Annotated in this window: 15 protein-coding genes; 9 read left to right on the forward strand and 6 right to left on the reverse strand. The window is 50.8% G+C overall.

Translation table 11 applies throughout. The features are described 5' to 3' along the window. Nucleotides 1-44 precede the first annotated feature (44 nt). From J1C60_RS08865 to tyrR, 3 genes are all read left to right on the forward strand, one after another. Entirely contained in the window at nt 45-1,442 is a 1,398-nt protein-coding gene (locus J1C60_RS08865; protein ID WP_128174575.1) for a YcjX family GTP-binding protein, read from the forward strand. Further along, nucleotides 1,439-2,506, forward strand: coding sequence for a YcjF family protein (locus J1C60_RS08870; RefSeq protein WP_128174573.1), 1,068 nt, complete (start codon nt 1,439-1,441; stop codon nt 2,504-2,506). The genes J1C60_RS08865 and J1C60_RS08870 overlap by 4 nt, the downstream gene beginning before the upstream one ends. 223 nt (nt 2,507-2,729) lie before the next feature. After that, on the forward strand, nt 2,730-4,286 hold the full coding sequence (gene tyrR / locus J1C60_RS08875; protein ID WP_128174571.1) for a transcriptional regulator TyrR: 1,557 nt from the start codon (nt 2,730-2,732) through the stop codon (nt 4,284-4,286). 53 nt (nt 4,287-4,339) lie between these two features. On the opposite strand, the gene tpx is transcribed toward tyrR, so the two are convergent. Further along, nucleotides 4,340-4,846, reverse strand: coding sequence for a thiol peroxidase (gene tpx, locus J1C60_RS08880; RefSeq protein WP_128174569.1), 507 nt, complete (start codon nt 4,844-4,846; stop codon nt 4,340-4,342). A 273-nt stretch (nt 4,847-5,119) separates the two neighbouring features. Here tpx and ycjG point away from each other — a divergent pair, with 273 nt between their 5' ends. Beyond that, nucleotides 5,120-6,097, forward strand: a complete 978-nt coding sequence (gene ycjG, locus J1C60_RS08885) for an L-Ala-D/L-Glu epimerase (protein WP_128174568.1) — start codon at nt 5,120-5,122, stop codon at nt 6,095-6,097. Here the strand turns inward: ycjG and mpaA are convergent. Next, entirely contained in the window at nt 6,081-6,788 is a 708-nt protein-coding gene (mpaA, locus tag J1C60_RS08890; protein WP_128174566.1) for a murein tripeptide amidase MpaA, read from the reverse strand. The two genes, ycjG and mpaA, sit on opposite strands and share 17 nt — an antisense overlap. A gap of 419 nt (nt 6,789-7,207) precedes the next feature. On the opposite strand from mpaA, the gene J1C60_RS08895 reads away from it, so the two are divergent. The 3 genes from J1C60_RS08895 (at nt 7,208) to ynaL (ending at nt 10,466) form a co-directional block, all read left to right on the forward strand. Then, nucleotides 7,208-8,827: a peptide ABC transporter substrate-binding protein gene (locus J1C60_RS08895; protein ID WP_128174564.1), complete on the forward strand. Its 1,620-nt coding sequence runs from the start codon at nt 7,208-7,210 to the stop codon at nt 8,825-8,827. A 157-nt stretch (nt 8,828-8,984) separates the two neighbouring features. Then, entirely contained in the window at nt 8,985-9,968 is a 984-nt protein-coding gene (gene zntB, locus J1C60_RS08900; RefSeq protein WP_128174562.1) for a zinc transporter ZntB, read from the forward strand. A gap of 339 nt (nt 9,969-10,307) precedes the next feature. After that, nucleotides 10,308-10,466, forward strand: coding sequence for a proline-rich small protein YnaL (gene ynaL, locus J1C60_RS18755; RefSeq protein ID WP_479688385.1), 159 nt, complete (start codon nt 10,308-10,310; stop codon nt 10,464-10,466). Nucleotides 10,467-10,521: 55 nt separating this feature from the next. On the opposite strand, the gene ttcA is transcribed toward ynaL, so the two are convergent. Next, on the reverse strand, nt 10,522-11,457 hold the full coding sequence (gene ttcA, locus J1C60_RS08905) for a tRNA 2-thiocytidine(32) synthetase TtcA (protein ID WP_128174560.1): 936 nt from the start codon (nt 11,455-11,457) through the stop codon (nt 10,522-10,524). 479 nt (nt 11,458-11,936) lie between these two features. Between ttcA and dbpA the strand changes: the two genes are divergently transcribed. Beyond that, entirely contained in the window at nt 11,937-13,316 is a 1,380-nt protein-coding gene (dbpA, locus tag J1C60_RS08910; protein WP_128174558.1) for an ATP-dependent RNA helicase DbpA, read from the forward strand. Nucleotides 13,317-13,418: 102 nt separating this feature from the next. Here dbpA and J1C60_RS08915 read toward each other — a convergent pair whose 3' ends face one another. From J1C60_RS08915 to J1C60_RS08925, 3 genes are all read right to left on the reverse strand, one after another. Then, nucleotides 13,419-13,706: a putative quinol monooxygenase gene (locus tag J1C60_RS08915; protein ID WP_128174557.1), complete on the reverse strand. Its 288-nt coding sequence runs from the start codon at nt 13,704-13,706 to the stop codon at nt 13,419-13,421. 48 nt (nt 13,707-13,754) lie between these two features. Beyond that, complete coding sequence (gene nifJ, locus J1C60_RS08920; RefSeq protein ID WP_128174555.1) at nt 13,755-17,285, reverse strand: pyruvate:ferredoxin (flavodoxin) oxidoreductase; 3,531 nt, start codon at nt 17,283-17,285, stop codon at nt 13,755-13,757. A 144-nt stretch (nt 17,286-17,429) separates the two neighbouring features. Continuing rightward, nucleotides 17,430-18,086 (reverse strand): MgtC/SapB family protein, encoded by a 657-nt coding sequence (locus J1C60_RS08925; protein ID WP_128174553.1) that lies wholly within the window; start codon nt 18,084-18,086, stop codon nt 17,430-17,432. Between the two features lie 249 nt (nt 18,087-18,335). Here J1C60_RS08925 and J1C60_RS08930 point away from each other — a divergent pair, with 249 nt between their 5' ends. Then, nucleotides 18,336-18,608 (forward strand): putative hemolysin, encoded by a 273-nt coding sequence (locus tag J1C60_RS08930; RefSeq protein WP_128174551.1) that lies wholly within the window; start codon nt 18,336-18,338, stop codon nt 18,606-18,608. Nucleotides 18,609-18,639 lie beyond the last annotated feature (31 nt).

Below are 18,639 nucleotides of genomic sequence, written 5' to 3' on the forward strand. Positions count from 1 at the left end.
AGCACAGGGCCAATAATAATGATGATGGGGTGCTAACACCTGAGATGAAACGACTGCAAAATGAATTGATGTCGCTTATGAACCGTGGCGTGGATCGCCATTTACGTCTTGCCGTCACCGGGCTGAGCCGAAGCGGCAAAACGGCTTTTATCACGTCGATGGTTAATCAGCTGCTTAATGTGCATGCAGGCGCTCGATTACCGATGCTGTCAGCGGCACGCGAAGCGCGATTGTTAGGTGTTAAACGCGTTCCACAGCGCGATATGGGCATACAGCGTTTCACTTATGATGAAGGGCTGGCGCAACTTTATGGCATGCCGCCTAACTGGCCAACGCCAACGCGCGGTGTCAGTGAAATGCGTCTGGCGTTGCGTTACCGTTCGCGGGAATCGCTATTGCGGCATTTTAAAGAGACATCCACGCTCTATCTGGAGATTGTTGATTATCCCGGTGAGTGGTTGTTGGATCTGCCGATGCTGGCGCAGGATTACCTGAGCTGGTCACGCCAGATGGCTGGGTTGTTACAAGGTGATCGTGCAAGTTGGGCCAAACCCTGGCGCGATCTTTGTGCATCGCTTGACCCACTGGCCCCGGCCGATGAAAATCGGTTGGCTGAGATTGCTCAAGCCTGGACCGATTATCTGCTACTGTGCAAGCAGCAGGGGCTGCACTTTATTCAGCCCGGTCGCTTTGTATTACCGGGAGAGATGGCGGGTGCGCCCGCCCTGCAATTTTTTCCCTGGCCTGACGTGGACGCAGACGGTGAATCAAAGCTGGCGCAGGCGGACAAGGGCAGCAATATTGCGACGCTACGCGCACGGTTTAACTACTATTGCCAGCATGTTGTGACTGCATTTTATAAGAACTATTTTTTACGTTTCGATCGGCAAATTGTACTGGTTGACTGTCTGCAACCGCTCAATAGTGGGCCACAGGCGTTTAATGATATGCGGCTGGCGCTGACGCAACTGATGCAAAGCTTTCACTATGGTCAGCGTACGCTTTTTCGCCGTCTTTTCTCGCCCGTTATTGATAAGCTGCTGTTTGCCGCCACGAAATCCGACCATGTAACCGCCGATCAGCACGCCAATCTTGTCTCTCTTTTACAACAGTTGGTACAGGATGCCTGGCAAAATGCGGCCTTTGAGGGCATCAATATGGATTGCGTCGGGCTGGCGGCTGTGCAGGCGACGCAAAGCGGCATCGTGGACCATCTCGGCGAAAAAATCCCGGCGTTACGCGGTCACCGCCTGGGTGATGATGCGCCTCTGACCTTTTATCCGGGAGAAGTGCCACCGCGCCTGCCAGGCAATGCATTCTGGCAGCAGCAGGGATTTCATTTTGAACAATTCCGGCCACAAAATCTCGATGTGGACCGTCCGTTGCCACATATTCGTATGGATTCTGCGCTGGAGTTTTTACTGGGAGACAAGCTGCGATGACTACACCAATTAAACCGCGCATTGATTTTGCAAAACCATTCGAGATGGAGTCAGCACGGCCCATTAAAGCTTCCCGGGCTTTTAGTGAGGCAGAGAAAACGCCTTTTATTGCGCTGCATGAAGACGCGAGTCTGGAACCGCTAAATGAAGGCGCAGGCGAACGCGCCGTTGATGCGGCGTTGCGGCCAAAGCGCAGCCTATGGCGCAAAATGGTGACCGCGGGATTGGGCGTATTTGGGATCAGTGTGATTGCTCAGAGCGCACAGTGGATACACCATGCCTGGCTGACACAGGATTGGATCGCTCTTGGTGCTGGTACCGCGGGAGGGTTGATTATCGCGGCTGGAGCAGGGGCGCTTGCCACGGAATGGCGACGGTTATACAAATTGCGTGAGCGGGCGGAAGAGCGCGATGTCGGGCGCCAGTTACTGGATAGTCATGGTATCGGACAGGGACGCGTCTTTTGCGAGAAGTTGGCGCGTCAGGCGGGGCTCGATCAGGGACATCCGGCCCTCCAGCGCTGGCAGGCCTCGCTGCATGAAACACACAACGATCGCGAAACTGTCGAGCTCTATGCGCAGCTGGTACAACCGGTGTTGGACCGACAGGCCCGACGTGAAATTAGCCGTTCTGCGGCGGAATCAGCATTAATGATAGCCGTTAGCCCTCTGGCACTGGTTGATATGGCATTTATCGCCTGGCGTAACCTGCGACTGGTCAACCGTATAGCGGCGCTCTACGGCATCGAGCTGGGCTATTTTAGCCGCATACGTTTGTTTCGCCTGGTATTGCTGAATATTGCCTTTGCAGGAGCTTCAGAGCTGGTGCGCGAAGTCGGGATGGATTGGGTGTCTCAGGATATTGCCGCCCGACTTTCCGCCCGTGCGGCACAAGGCATTGGAGCAGGATTACTAACCGCACGCTTGGGTATTAAAGCTATGGAGCTATGTCGTCCGCTCCCCTGGCTGGCAGGTGATAAGCCTCGACTGGGCGATTTTCGGCGGGAATTAATAGATCAGTTAAAAGATACGTTGCAAAAAGGCGGCAACAAAACAGAGAAATAAACTTTCGGGTGGCGTATTTTTCGCCATCCGCCATATAAATGTCCAGTTTTGCGTTAGCGTGCTGAAAAAATAGTATTAAGCATGATTAACCCTGACACCTCAGCTACTATTTTTTTGCCTCTTGCGGCAAACTGTCAACTTTTCATGACAGGCGCTTCTGACCTGCCGTATGATGGCATATTATTTGGAAATTTGTTTCTTATACATTGAATAAGGCCATCCCATGCGCTTGGAAGTCTTTTGCCAGGACCGAATCGGTCTGACGCGTGAACTGCTGGATTTGCTGGTCGAGCGGAGTATTGATCTTCGCGGCATTGAAATTGCCCCTATAGGGCGTATTTATCTGAACTTTTCCGCCATTGCCTTTGATCAGTTTAGCAATTTGATGGCTGAAATTCGTCGTATTTCCGGGGTGACCGATGTACGTACCGTGACATTTTTGCCCTCTGAGCGCGAGCATCGAGCGCTGAGTGCGTTGCTGGTTGCGCTACCGGATCCGGTATTTTCCATCGATCTGAAAAGTAAAGTTGAGCTGGCTAACCCTGCGGCGCAAATCTTATTTGATCTTGACGACCAAAAAATGCGCGGCCATAGCGCGGGTACGCTGATCCCCGGTTTCAATTTTATGCGCTGGCTTGAAAGTGAACGGGTTGAAGCTCAGGCACAACATGTGCTCATTCAGGGGCGAGATTTTCTGATGGAAGCACGGCCTATTTATCTGAATGACGTCAAGGAACAACCGGAAGGCCCGGTGGGCGCGGTAGTTATGTTGAAATCTACTGCGCGTATGGGGCAGCAGTTGCAGAATCTTGCGGTAAACGATGATTCTGAGTTTGAACACATCGTCGCGGTCAACCCGAAAATGCGTCAGGTTATCGATCAGGCACGCAAACTGGCTATGTTGGATGCGCCGTTGCTGATTGTAGGCGATACCGGCACGGGAAAAGATATGCTGGCGCGTGCCTGCCATTTGCGCAGTTCCCGGGGTAAAAAGCCGTTTCTTGCATTGAACTGTGCTTCTCTACCGGATGATGTCGCCGAAAGTGAACTGTTTGGTCATGCAGCAGGCGCTTACCCCAATGCGCTGGAAGGAAAGAAAGGGTTTTTTGAGCAGGCGAACGGCGGATCGGTATTACTGGATGAAATTGGCGAAATGTCGCCGCGTATGCAGACTAAATTACTGCGTTTTCTTAACGACGGCACCTTTCGTCGCGTAGGGGAAGAGCATGAAGTACATGTCGATGTGCGCGTGATTTGTGCGACCCAAAAAAACTTGACTGAATTGGTTCATCGAGGTGAGTTTAGGGAAGACCTTTTCTACCGGCTTAACGTATTGACGCTGCATTTGCCGCCGTTGCGTGAGCGACCGCAGGATATTTTGCCACTGACGGAAATGTTCGTTGCGCGCTTTGCCGATGAACAGGGCGTGACATGTCCGAGACTGTCATCGCAGTTGAACGGATTTTTAATGCGCTACAGCTGGCCCGGTAACGTACGTCAGCTCAAAAATGCGCTGTATCGTGCGTTAACGCAACTTGAAGGTTATGAACTACGGCCGCAGGATATTATTTTACCTGAATTGACGCTGGAGTTATCCCTGGGCGATGAAGCGATAGAAGGATCGCTTGATGAAATTACCAGCCGTTTTGAGCGTTCGGTGCTAACGCGACTTTATCTTTCCTACCCGAGTACGCGTAAGTTGGCGAAACGTCTGGGCGTGTCCCATACTGCGATTGCTAATAAGTTGCGTGAATATGGACTGAGCCAGAAAAAAACGTAGCGCCGAGCGATAACGGGTCAGCAAAGCCGACCCGTTATTTTATCGGCAGAGGCTTATTTTTTCAAAATGGCCAGTGCAGCATCGTAATCAGGTTCATTAGTGATTTCATTCACTAATTGGCTATATAACACCTGATCTTTATCATCCAGCACGACAACCGCGCGAGCAGTTAACCCTTTTAGTGGGCCATCCGCAATTGCGACGCCATAATCTTCTTTAAATTCGTCATTGCGCAGCGTAGATAAGGTCACGACGTTGCTTAAACCATCTGATCCGCAAAAGCGTGACTGTGCGAAGGGAAGGTCGGAAGAGATACACAATACAACGGTATTCTCTAATTCATTTGCCAGTTGGTTGAACTTACGCACTGAAGCAGCGCAGACACCGGTATCAATACTGGGGAAAATGTTCAGGACTTTACGCTTTCCGGCATAAGTGGAGAGCGTAACATCAGAAAGATCTTTTGCGACGAGAGTAAACGGCTTCGCCGCCTGACCAGGCGTTGGAATCTGACCGGCAACAGCAACAGGATTACCCTGAAACAGAACTGATTGAGACATACTGGTTCCTTATACATGTGTTTGACACGTCGGCCAGTGTAAGGCAATCCGGCGGGCTGAGACAGAGAAATTATGTCTGCCAGAGTTCAGGCAGCAGATTTTAGATTTCACTGCCTTTGCCCGCCTGCCATTATCCAACCGATGAGGGTGATGTTCATGGCGTACAGTGAGCTGTTAAGCGTGGCACAATTTTAATATTTTGCGCGGTACGAAATAGCAACAATGGTCATGATGCGCTAAAAAATCAACATCATTTAACCTAAGGATACATGGATGATTGCTGTAAAAATTTACCCTGAAGCCTGGCCATTACATTCACCGTTTGTTATCGCGCGCGGGGCCCGAAGCGAAGCGGGTGTGGTGGTGGTTGAGCTGGAAGATAACGGCATCAAGGGCATCGGTGAATGCACGCCTTACCCTCGCTATGGTGAAAGTGAGGCTTCGGTGTTGGCACAGATTTGTGCAATTTTGCCCTCGCTGGAACGAGGAATAACGCGGGCAGAGTTACAGGATATTTTGCCTGCTGGCGCTGCGCGCAATGCGATCGACAGCGCAATGTGGGATCTGGAAAGCCGCAAAGCGGGGCGTTCACTTTGGCAACTCACCGCAACGGCTATGCCTGATGAGGTGACAATGGCACAGACCGTCAGTATCGACGAACCTAACGTGATGGCCAGTAGCGCGCTGGCGTTATGGCAAAACGGTGCCCGCCTGCTCAAAATCAAACTTGATGATCACATGATTACCGAGCGGATGATGGCAATCCGCACAGCGGTTCCGGAAGCACAGTTAATTGTCGATGCGAACGAGTCATGGAAAAGCGAGGGGCTGGCGGCGCGCTGCCAGCTTCTCGCCGATCTCGGTGTCGTTATGCTGGAGCAACCGCTACCGGTGCATGAGGATACCGCGCTTGAAAATTTCATCCATCCTCTGCCGATTTGTGCTGATGAGAGCTGCCATACCCGCAACAGCCTGAATATGCTGCATAATCGCTATGAGATGATTAATATCAAGCTGGATAAAACCGGTGGTTTGACGGAAGCCCTCGCGCTGGCAGAGGCGGCCCGTGCGGCGGGATTTGGCATTATGCTTGGCTGTATGCTTTGCACATCCCGAGCGATCAATGCCGCGTTGCCATTGGCGCCGCTGGCGCGCTTTGTCGATCTTGATGGTCCGACCTGGCTGGCGGTTGACGTTGAGCCAGGGCTGCATTTCTCCAGCGGGAAAATTACTCTCAGGGTTGCCACGTAAGTAAATCAATCATCGCGTGCAGAAAGGTTTCGCTGGATTCATCAGCAGAGATCGCGGGGAGTTCGGCGGTGATACAGGGCAGGCTTAAATCGGCGCACCAACTGCCAAATGACCCCGGTGTTGCATAACCGACGCTAGTGACCAGCGGGAGCGTCATTTTTTTGGCCAGCCACTGGCCAAGCATACTGGTGTGAGGATCTTCAACGCAGCCCAGAGGCTCATGAAACGTAACGACCCATGCCGGTTTAAGTTGATGGATCAAATTACATAAAGCCTGCGTTTCTGGCTCAGAAGCGGGGGCATTTCCGGCAGATAAAATGACGTCCCGCTTTTCGGCTGCGCTGTTCCAGCGGTACACAGTATCGCCATGTTGCCAGTTAGCTGCGGGAAAATTGCGGTTGAGATCGACACCCTGCGCGTTTGCGCGTAGGCCCAGTTGGCACCCATCGGGATTCACCGCCAGGACTACATGATGACGCCGATGCGACGCTTGTAGGGTACGCATGGCGCAGGAGAGGGTCACAACGGCGGCTGTTTCATCACCGTGTGTGCCAGCCAGGATTAATCCGCTATCGTCATCGGCTTGGGGCGCAGGAAACCAAAGTAGTGGAGCACCCAACCGTGATGCACCGTAATTTTCCATCTGAGCATCAAGCTTACCGCGCCGCGTTCGCGGATGTAACAAAGACATAATGTAACCCCTGAACTTATCACCTACCCAATAAGATGTTCTACGCTAGCGGAAAGACGGGCTGGCGGCAATCACCCTCCGATACGAGGATCGTTTTCAGTGACGATCATCTGTTTTAAGACGCTTTATTGATGTCGGGTGCGCAGATTTTAATCAAACACGCCGCTGAACCAGGGGAAATATGTGAGCCCGATCGTTTCGCGTAAAATAGCTATTTATCGATCAATGATTTGCGCTAAAGTGCCAGACAATATGATTTATCCTGGACATTTAAGTAACAACAAACGGGATCTGTGTTGGCTGGCTATGCGCTGCTCAACATCGCGTAGGACGCACTAAAGTCAGTGAACAAATGTGGCCGGACCAGGTCTCTTCGGGATAATTTTTTTTATTTTCCTTCGACAGGCTAAGGGTAAGTAATGATGACACCTTTTCGCTTTACGTTAGGCGCACTGCTGGCCGCCTGCGCAACTTCCTCTGTTCTGGCGGCCACCGTGCCGACGGGAACCGCGTTGGCAGAGCGGCAGGAAATTGTTCGTCATATTAAGGACGAACCGGCATCGCTCGATCCGGTAAAGGCGGTAGGATTACCTGAAATTCAGGTTCTTCGCGATCTGTTTGAAGGCCTCACTAATCAGGACGCACAGGGAAATATCATCCCAGGAGTTGCGCAGAACTGGCAAAGTAATGACAGTAAAAGCTGGATTTTCACCTTACGTAAAGATGCAAAGTGGTCAAACGGCGATCCGGTAACGGCCAGTGATTTTGTCTACAGTTGGCGCCGGCTGGTCGATCCCGTGAACACATCGTCTTTTGCCTGGTTTGCCGAACTGGCCGGTATCTCTAATGCTGGCGCCATTACCAAAGGTGAAATGACGCCAGATAAACTTGGGGTGGTTGCACTCGATGCTTACCACCTAAAAGTCACGCTTGAAAAGCCGGTGCCTTATTTTGTTAGCCTGACAGCCAATGTCAGTCTCTTCCCTGTGCCGCAAAAAGTGGTTGATGCGCACGGGAGTGACTGGACTAAAACCAGTAACCTGGTTGGGAACGGAGCCTATAAACTTCAGGAACGGGTAGTAAATGAAAAGCTGGTATTGGTGCCTAATGAACACTATTGGGACAATGCGCATTCCGTTCTGACAAAAGTGACCTTTCTCCCCATCAATGAAGAATCCAGTGCCACCAAGCGTTATCGGGCTGGGGATATTGATATTACGGAGTCCTTCCCTAAAAACCTTTATGCGTTGCTGAAGAAACAGATTCCTGCTGAAGTTTATACTCCCGACCAACTGGGCACCTATTATTACGCCTTTAATACCCGGAAAGGGCCGACGGCTGATGTGCGAGTACGTAAAGCGCTCTCCTGGACCATCGATCGCAACATCATTGCGCAGAAGGTGTTAGGTACCGGGGAAAAACCCGCCTGGCACTTTACACCTGATGTCACATCGGGCTTCAGGCCAAAGCAGAGTATTCTGCAGCAGTACTCCCAGGAGGAGTTAAATGCTCAGGCAAAAGCGCTACTGGCAGCAGCGGGCTACGGCCCGACAAAACCGCTAAACCTGACGTTGCTGTATAACACGTCAGAAAATCACCAGAAAATTGCCATTGCAGTCGCATCAATGTGGAAAAAGAACCTGGGGATTAATGTGAAATTACAGAATCAGGAGTGGAAAACCTATATCGACAGCCGTAACAGCGGTAACTTTGACGTGATCCGCGCTTCATGGGTGGGGGACTATAATGAACCTTCAACCTTCCTGAGTCTGTTAGGCTCCCGACACAGCGGTAATATCGCGAAATTCAGTAACGCCGAGTACGACGCGGTATTAGATAAAGCAAGCCGGGAAAGTAATGCTGCTGCGCGTAATGATGATTACAACCAGGCGGAGCAACTCATCGCCGATCAGGCTCCTATTGCGCCGATTTATCAATATACTAATGGCCGCTTGATCAAGCCGTGGGTGAAAGGCTATCCGATCGAAAATCCTGAAGATGTGGCTTATAGCCATGAGTTGTACATCCTTAAGCACTAGGTAAAAAGAGCAATTGTAGATTGTTATCAAATGAGTTTGATGCGGAAATCGCCGCCTTCTACGGGGCATTAACATTTTGTGAAAAAGTGGCATATTGCATCTACCTGGTGTCAGGCTAGACTGTATCGTATTGATTATGTTGATGCCGGGGCATGATGTGGACGTTATTGAAGGTAAAGCGCTGCAGGTTTCTGATGCAATCATCTCTTGCCAGCTTGATGGAAAGGGCGGGCTGATCCCGATTGAAGATAAGGATGTGATCAATTGCGATCGCCCTTGCTGGCTTCACCTTAACTACACTCGCCGTGAAAGCGCGGACTGGTTGATGTCTACGCCGCTATTACCTGATTCGGTGCGGGCGGCTCTCTCTGGTGACAGTATGCGCCCGCGGGTCAGTAAGTTAAGCGATGGCTTCATGATCACGCTACGCAGTGTCAATTTAAACACGGAATCACGTCCCGATCAGTTGGTTGCTATCCGGGTATTTATCAATGAAAAACTCATTATTTCCACGCGGCGACGTAAAGTTTTTGCTATTGATGAGGTGTTATCCGATCTACAAAATGGCAACGGTCCTGTGGATGGGGGAAGCTGGCTGGTTGATGTCTGTGAAGCGCTGACCGATCACGCCAGTGAATTTATTGAGCAATTGCATGATAAAATCATTGAGCTGGAGGATGCTTTACTGGAGCAGCAGGTGCCGGCACGCGGTGAATTAGCGCTAATACGTAAACAGATCATTGTCATGCGACGTTACATGGCGCCACAGCGCGATGTCTATGCCCGCCTTGCCAGCGAGCGTTTGGCATGGATGGATGACAACGAACGACGGCGTATGCAGGAAATTTCCGACCGGTTGGGGAGGGGATTGGATGATCTGGATGCCAGCGTGGCACGTACAGCGGTATTAGCCGATGAAATTACGACCATTATGGCGGATGCGATGAATCGTCGAACCTATACTATGTCGCTACTGGCGATGGTGTTTCTGCCGACAACATTCCTTACCGGGCTGTTTGGCGTTAACCTTGGTGGTATTCCCGGTGGGGCATGGCGCTATGGTTTTAGTGTTTTTTGTCTGCTGCTGGTGCTACTGGTCCTGGGTGTTGCATGGTGGTTAAGAAGACGTAAATGGTTGTGATAAAACAAATAATTAATTGCGTAAAACAGAGAAAGCGGAAAAAAAAGTGATCGACATCAATAAAACCGCTACTGCTTTGGCGCAGAATCAGTTCCGCAGGTGAATGCAACGTCAAGCGATGGGCGTTGCGCTCCTTAATTGTCTTACTTCCATTTTCGAATTACTGCATAGCACTTTTAATTCGTACGACGCCGGCTTATTTGGCCGGCTTTTTTTATGGTTTGTCGGCTCGTCCTGTCGTTCCTATACTTACCTTTCTAGTTAATAGCCGCACGGCATCCCGTGATTACATTGGTCATGCGCCTATTATTCAGGAATACGAGAGGAGGAAGCATGTTTATGCTTAATAACGCTGAATGTTTACACATGTCAGATCCGGTTCCCACCGACCCTGTGCCCATACCTAATCCGATTCCACAACCCCAGCCGATACCTGAACCACCACCGACAGAGCCGGACCCCCACCCAATCATCGATCCACCGCCGTACGTCTGGTAATGATTGTTCAGCGGGCAGACCTCTTTTCCTTGCTGAAGAGAGGTCTGCGTCAGTATCATCTAATTTCTAAAATATCCAGTCGCTGGGCAGATGACATCTCATCGTCATCTTGCGGTTGCCATCCCGCAGGCTGGACCGGCAGGGGTTCACGATCGAAAGCCAGATCGCCTCCGTCAACCACCTCACTTCCATGTTGAATGCCTTTAAAATCAAATAGCGCAGTATCTGCCAGATGCGAAGGAACAACATTTTGCATTGCGCTAAACATCGTTTCAATACGCCCGGGATAACGCTTATCCCAGTCACGCAGCATATCGGCAATAACCTGACGCTGAAGGTTAGGTTGAGAGCCGCACAAATTGCACGGAATAATCGGATATTCGCGCGCAATCGCAAAACGTTCGATATCTTTTTCCCGGCAGTAAGCCAGTGGTCGAATAACAATGTGCTTGCCGTCATCACTCATTAACTTAGGCGGCATGCCTTTCATTTTTCCGCCATAGAACATATTCAGGAAAAGCGTTTGAAGAATATCATCCCGATGGTGGCCGAGGGCGATTTTAGTGGCACCTAACTCGCTGGCAGTACGATAAAGAATACCCCTGCGAAGACGAGAACACAGGGAACAAGTGGTTTTACCTTCCGGGATCTTATCTTTAACGATCGCGTAGGTGTTTTCTTCAACAATTTTGTATTCAACACCTAACGTTTCAAGGTATTGCGGCAGGATATGCTGAGGAAAACCTGGCTGTTTCTGATCCAGGTTAACGGCTACAAGTGAAAAGGAAATAGGGGCGCTTTTCTGCAGGCTGCTCAGCATTTCCAGCATGGTATAACTGTCCTTGCCGCCGGACAGACAAACCATAATGCGGTCACCATCTTCGATCATATTAAAATCAGCGATAGCCTCGCCAACATGACGGCGCAGGCGTTTCTGCAGTTTATTCAGATTGTACTGCTCTTTTTTTGTGGTTTCTTGATTTTGTTGCATAATTTAACGACTCATTGCAATGTGGGGCATGAAAGCTGTTGTTCCAGCTTAGCGTTAAGTATAGAAATTGTTTCGTTACTCATTTCTTTCGCCCGGACTCCGTATACGTCATATATCGCTCACCCTCTGGTTAGTGATAAAAGAGGAGCCCGCGCCAGCTGACAAAAGCCTGCAGGTAAAAGTCTGTCGCGTATGGTACGGATTACGACGCCGAATGCCAACGCGTTTTATCAATGCTTTCCGGTGTGCCCCCTGCAATTGCTGATACAGTCAGATGCACCGGTCATCCCCCCCGAAACATCGCCTCGCAAACAGATGGCAAAGGAAGCTGTTAGGATGGGCTTGGGTGCTTAATGACAAAGATTGCTATCTGATTAATTGACTACTGATTTCATCACTCCGCCGAATGGTGCAGGTAAACGGGACTTTTCTGGTAAACTGCGCGCCACGATCCCCCGATTTTATGTAGAGAGTTTTCCGTGACCGCTTTTTCAACCCTGACGACACTGCCCGCCAGCCAGCTTGCCAATCTCGAAGAGATGGGTTACCAAACCATGACACCGATTCAGGCAGCGGCGCTTCCGGCCATACTGGCCGGACATGATGTCCGTGCGCAGGCCAAAACGGGGAGCGGAAAAACCGCTGTTTTTGGTCTTGGCATTCTCCAGACCATTGATGCTTCAAGTTTTGTCACCCAGTCGCTGGTGTTGTGTCCAACGCGTGAACTGGCGGACCAGGTGACCAAAGAGCTGCGTCGACTGGCGCGTTTTACCCAAAACATCAAAATTCTGACGCTGTGCGGTGGCCAGCCAGTGGGAGCACAGCGTGACTCTTTAGTTCACGCGCCGCACATTGTGGTAGGTACACCGGGCCGTATCATCGATCATCTCAAACGTGAAACCCTGAAACTGAATAGTCTGAAAAGTCTGGTGCTGGATGAAGCCGACCGCATGCTGGAGATGGGATTTCGTGAGGATATCGACGACATCATCAGCTTTGCGCCGTCTACTCGGCAAACGTTACTGTTTTCCGCTACCTGGCCGCAGAGCATTGCGCAGATTAGTCAACGCATCCAGCGTGATCCGCTAACCATTGAAACCGGGGACGTATCCGAGCTGCCAACGATTGAGCAAACATTCTATGAAGCCGGGAATCGAGAAAAAGTAGCGCTGCTGGCGGGCCTGTTGAGTACGCAGCAACCTAAATCCTGTGTAGTATTTTGTAATACTAAACGTGAATGTGACGATATTGCTGAAGCGCTGGAAGGTCATAATATTAGCGCGCTGGCATTGCACGGCGATCTTGAACAGCGCGATCGCGATCGGGTATTGATCCAGTTTGCCAATGGTAGCTGTCGGGTGCTGGTTGCGACCGATGTGGCTGCGCGCGGCCTGGACATTAAAGAACTGGCGCTGGTGGTTAACTACCAGCTTGCTTTTGATCCTGAGGTACACGTTCACCGTATTGGCCGTACCGCGCGTGCGGGGCAGCATGGTGAAGCGGTGAGTTTTGTAGCGGCGGATGAGATGGTAAGAGCGCATGCGCTGGAAGATTATCTGCAGATGACACTGAACTGGCAACCGAATGCGGCGTTGAAGTCAGCGCCCATCGTGGCGCTACCGGCTGAAATGTCGACTTTATGCATCGAAGGTGGACGGAAAGCTAAAATTCGTCCGGGTGATATTCTGGGTGCGCTAACCGGCGAGGCTGGATTGAACGCAGAGGTCGTGGGTAAGATCGCTATCACCACCACCCATGCTTATGTTGCCATTCGGCAAGATGCGGCCCGCCAGGCGATGAAACAGCTTCAGCAAGTGAAAATCAAAGGTAAAAGCTGTCGCGTTCAGTTACTAAAGTAACTGACTCGTAGCAATCGGGGCTATGTTCATAGCCCCGACGCGAAAAGCGAGCCTTGCCTGCCTCAGCACGTTTATGCCGGAAGCAGGGCGCAGCTGCAAAATTTAAAAAACGTTGACTTCAGCAGGCTGCTTAAGCAGAGATTCTGTATCAACAATGACCTTTTGGAGATGAGGCTGCTGGTTATGATGGTCAAGCGCTGCCTGATCCTTCCAGGTCTCATGGAATAAGAAAACGTTTCCATCTTCAATGCTGCGATACAGATCGTAATGAATACAGCCTTCTTCGGCGCGGCTTGGGGCAAGAACGTTAGTTAATACTTTTTTTAGCGCATCGGCCTTGCCCGGTTGTGCCACAAACTTTGCGATTACTAATTTCGTATTGTTGCTCATGTTCATCCTCTATATTTATTGAACCAGACTCTGCTGGCAAAGGGCGCATTACCCGTCAATTTTATCGCTTTTACCAGCCATTTGCGCGAGTAACGCATAACGGCGTTTTACATCTTCTGCCGCATCATGCCATAGCTGTTTAGCCACTTCAGGCTGTTGCGTGTTTAATCTTCTGAAACGTTGCTCATTCATCAGCGCATCATCCAGTTCACTAGAAGGTGGACGGGAATCAAGGGAAAGCGGCAACTTGCCTTCATCAGCACGTCGCGGATCAAAACGATAAAGTGGCCAGAAGCCGGACGCAGTAAGCTGACGCATTTGATCGTGGCTCAGCGCCAAATCATAGCCATGCTCTTCACATGGGCTGTAGGCAATAATCAGCGAAGGGCCAGGCCATGACTCCGCTTCCTGAATGGCTTTCACTGTTTGATTCAACTGTGCGCCGAGTGAAATCTGTGCGACATAAACATGGCCGTACATCATCATACTTACGCCTAAGTCTTTACGTGATTTGCGTTTTCCATGTTCGCCAAATTTGGTCACAGCCCCCAGCGGGGTGGCCTTAGAGGCTTGACCGCCGGTGTTGGAATAGCATTGGGTATCAAGTACCAAAATATTGACGTTCTCCGTCAGACTAAGGACATGATCAAGCCCACCAAAGCCAATATCGTAAGCCCAACCATCCCCCCCAATCAACCAAATCGATTTATCAACCAGCGCATCAGCATCGGTAATTAATTGCCGGGCAGCAGGCTCATCTACGTGACTTAGCAGCGCACGTAGTTCCGCGATCTGCTGACGGCGCTGTTCTGTCGTGACGCTGTCACTTTTTAATGCTTCCAGCAATGTCTCTGGCAGGCGGTCGGCATAACTCTCCAGCAGACGAGTAACGCGGTGACGGTGTTGATCGACGGTTAGACGAAAACCTAAGCCAAACTCAGCATTGTCTTCAAAAAGCGAGTTAGCCCACGCGGGGCCTCGACCGTCGGCGTTAGTGGTGTAAGGTGTAGAAGGAAGGTTGCCACCATAAATTGATGAGCAACCGGTGGCGTTAGCAATCAATAGTCTATCGCCATACAGTTGGGTCAGTAACTTGATGTAAGGTGTTTCACCGCAGCCGGAACAGGCGCCGGAATATTCAAATAATGGTGAGATCAACTGTGATGTACGAATATCAATACGCTCGAGCTGAGCGGCATCGATTTCAGGTAGATTGAGGAAGAAATCATAGTTCTCTTTTTCTTCTTCAACGTGGTCAAGGCGCGACATCATATTGATGGCTTTAATTGACGGATCCTGCCGATCTTTTGCCGGACAAACTTCTACGCACAGGTTGCATCCAGTGCAATCTTCCGGTGCGACCTGCAGCACATATTTTTGCCCGCGCATATCGCGTGCTTTTACATCAAGAGATTGCAACTGGTCCGGTGCATCTGCCAGTGCTTGCGGCTGTACAACTTTGGCGCGAATAGCCGAATGGGGGCAAGCTGCAACGCAGTGGTTGCATTGGGTGCACAGTTCGGGCTTCCAGATTGGCACTTCTTCCGCAATATTCCGTTTTTCCCATTGCGTGGTTCCTGTCGGCCAGGTGCCGTCCGGCGGTAGTGCAGATACCGGGAGGGCATCGCCCAATCCTGCCAGCATGGCTGCGGTAACGGTTTTAACAAAATCAGGGGCGGCATCGGAAACCACAGGCGGGCGCACCGGGCTAGTGCTATCAACGGGCTCAAGTGGCACAGGCTGTATGGCCTCCTGTGCAGTTGCAAGCGCCTGCCAGTTGCGTTCAACCAGTTCCTGGCCTTTACTGCTGTAACTGTTAGCAATGGCATTTTGCAGCGCGGCCAGCGCCGTCTCACCGGGTAGAATCTGGGTTAACTGGAAGAATGCCATCTGCATAACGGTGTTAATACGTGCGCCGAGCTGGCAGTCACGGGCGATTCTCGCCGCGTTGATCACGTAGAATCGCGCCTGTTTCTGATTCAGTACCGCCTGTACTTCCTGGGGCAGGCGTGACCAGACCTCGTGGGCTGCATATGGCGTATTAAGCAGAAAAATACCACCGGGTTTTAGCTGCTCCGCCATTTGATATTTATCGATAAATTGCAGTTGGTGGCAGCCAACAAAATCGGCGCTATTAATCAGATATGCAGAGTGGATTGGCCGATCGCTTACTCGCAGATGAGAAACGGTTAACCCGCCCGCTTTTTTTGAATCATAGACAAAATAGCCCTGCACATTGAGCGGCGTCGCATTACCAATAATTTTGATGTTATTTTTGGTGGCGGAGACACTGCCATCGCTGCCCAGTCCGTAGAATAGTGCTTCCAGCTTCGCATGGTTTGGTAACGCATGTTCGGGTAGAGGAAGCGATAGATGTGTCACATCGTCATAAATGCCGACGGTAAAGCGCGCTGGGGGATGATCACCGGCCAGAGCATGAAATACCGCCAGGACGCACTCGGGACCGAATTCTTTTGAGGATAGGCCATAACGTCCGCCGATGATGCGCGGCATGCTGCGACGCTCTCCACGGCTGAAGGCTTCAGCCACTGCGGTCATCACATCAAGATAGAGGGGTTCCGCCAGTGCGCCGGGTTCTTTTGTGCGGTCGAGTACCGCGATACTTTTCACGCTTGTCGGTATAACTTGCAGTAAATGTTGCGCTGAAAAGGGGCGATAAAGGCGGATTTTCACCACGCCGACCTTGTCACCCTGCTGTAGCAATTCATCAATGACTTCTTCGCATGTACCAATGGCTGATCCCATTAGCACGATTACGCGCTCTGCTTGTGGATGACCATAGTATTCAAAAGGATAATAGCGGCGTCCTGTTTCTCCTTCGAACGCCTCCATCGCCTGTTCGACATGTGCGAACGTGGCGTTGTACCAGGGATTAGTGGCTTCGCGTGACTGAAAATAGGTATCGGGATTGGCTGAAGTACCGCGTATCACAGGATTATCAGGCGACAGAGCACGTTGACGATGTGCATCAATTGCTGATTGCGGCATCAGCGTGCGCAGTGTGTCATCGGAGAGTGGCGCAATTTTGTTAATTTCATGCGAAGTACGGAAACCATCAAAAAAGTGAATGAAAGGGATGCGACTGTTCAGCGAGGCTATTTGCGCTATCAATGCAAAATCCTGCGCCTCCTGCACGTTGCTGGCACACAGTAGTGCACATCCTGTCTGTCGTACCGCCATCACGTCAGAGTGATCGCCAAAAATTGACAGTGCGTGAGTTGCTATGGTGCGTGCGGCTACATGCAGTACAAATGGCGTCAACTGACCTGCCAGTTTGTACAGCGTGGGGATCATCAGCAGCAAGCCCTGCGAGGAGGTAAAGGACGTGGAGAGGGCGCCGGTTTGTAAAGCGCCATGTACGGTAGCGATCGCACCAGCCTCGGACTGCATTTCGACGACGCGCGGCACATCGCCCCAGATATTTTTCCGGCCATCACCCGCCCAGGAATCTGACAGCTCGGCCATAGTTGAACTGGGAGTAATAGGATAAATAGCGATCACTTCGCTGGTGCGAAAGGCCACAGAAGCAGCCGCGCCATTACCATCAATGGTTATCATAAAAAGCCCTTAAACTAGAATACCGGGTCATCTGCCGAGTACGACTGATGCGAATATGCTAAGTCTAGCAAAGACGCTTTGAGGGAATTTTGACTTTTATGATAAAACGCTGGTAATAGCACCAGAGATCAAATGGGTATAATTTTAATGCATCTCCAGTGACTCTACGCCTTTAACCTCTAACAAACTTTCATACAGCATGCTGGTCGGTATTTTTCGTGACAGTGTCACGTCAATCATCAGCTCACACACCCCGGATTCTTTATCACGATTAACCACTGTGATCTGACCGTAGCGCACTCGCTCTCTTTGTAATGCTTCCAATACGCCGGGCACGCTCTTCGGTTTAAGCTGAAAAATAAACGTATGGTGATGGCCAACAATCCAGTGGCTGATGCGACGAAACGTTTCCAGCACAACTAAAGCCATCAGCGTACCGTAAATACCGATCTCATACATGCCGCTACCGATGACTAACCCGATCGCGGCGGTTACCCATAAACCTGCTGCCGTCGTCAGGCCTTTGACGATCTGCTTCTGGATAATGATGGTGCCTGCGCCAAGAAAACCCATACCGCTGACCACTTGCGCGGCGATACGACTGGGGTCCAGGCCTATATGCGTTTGCGAGAGAATGTCGTCAAAACCATATTTCGAAACGATCATAAACATCGCACTGCCAATGCCCACTAAAATATGTGTACGCAAGCCAGCTTCTTTAGCACGTAGCTGACGCTCCAGTCCTATCAGACCGCCTAGCGCGCCTGCCAGGGCAATACGTAATAACAAATCCATTAGCATAGTTTTTCCTCTTTCTCATAGTGACATCCGTTATCCTTGACGCAGCCCCGTGTTGATCACATCGGTACGTGCTTCAGAGGTGTTAGCGCTTTACTGCCATGCTGGTAAAAAAACAGAGTAAACAGGAATTTTACGATTGCTATTTTCATAATTTTTTTTTGGTAAAAAGTTATGTTGCATATCGACCTGACACAAAACGTGGCTTATGCTGGCAACGTCTTTTTTTTATACTCTTTTGGAGCCTGACAGATGAAAGTCACGACCTTTCTGCTTGTCGGCGCTGCCTTCGTGCTTTCAGCATGCAGCAGTGCAGACAATGAGCCGCCACAACAAGCCACCGCCGCCCATGTGCCACCTAAAGTCGTGATGTCCGAGCTGGCGGCAAGTAGTTGTGCCAGTGCCGGAGGGGCGCTTGCCTTATCACGTCAACTGGATGGTTCATCCGTGGGAATGTGCCAGTTGGCAAACGGACGCCGCTGCGGGGAAAGCGCGTTACTTAATGGCTCCTGCGCGCGTTACTAACCTGCAGCCATGATATCAGCGGTAATGGCTT

The organism is [Pantoea] beijingensis (genome assembly GCF_022647505.1).
Taxonomy (GTDB): Bacteria; Pseudomonadota; Gammaproteobacteria; order Enterobacterales; family Enterobacteriaceae; genus Erwinia; species Erwinia beijingensis.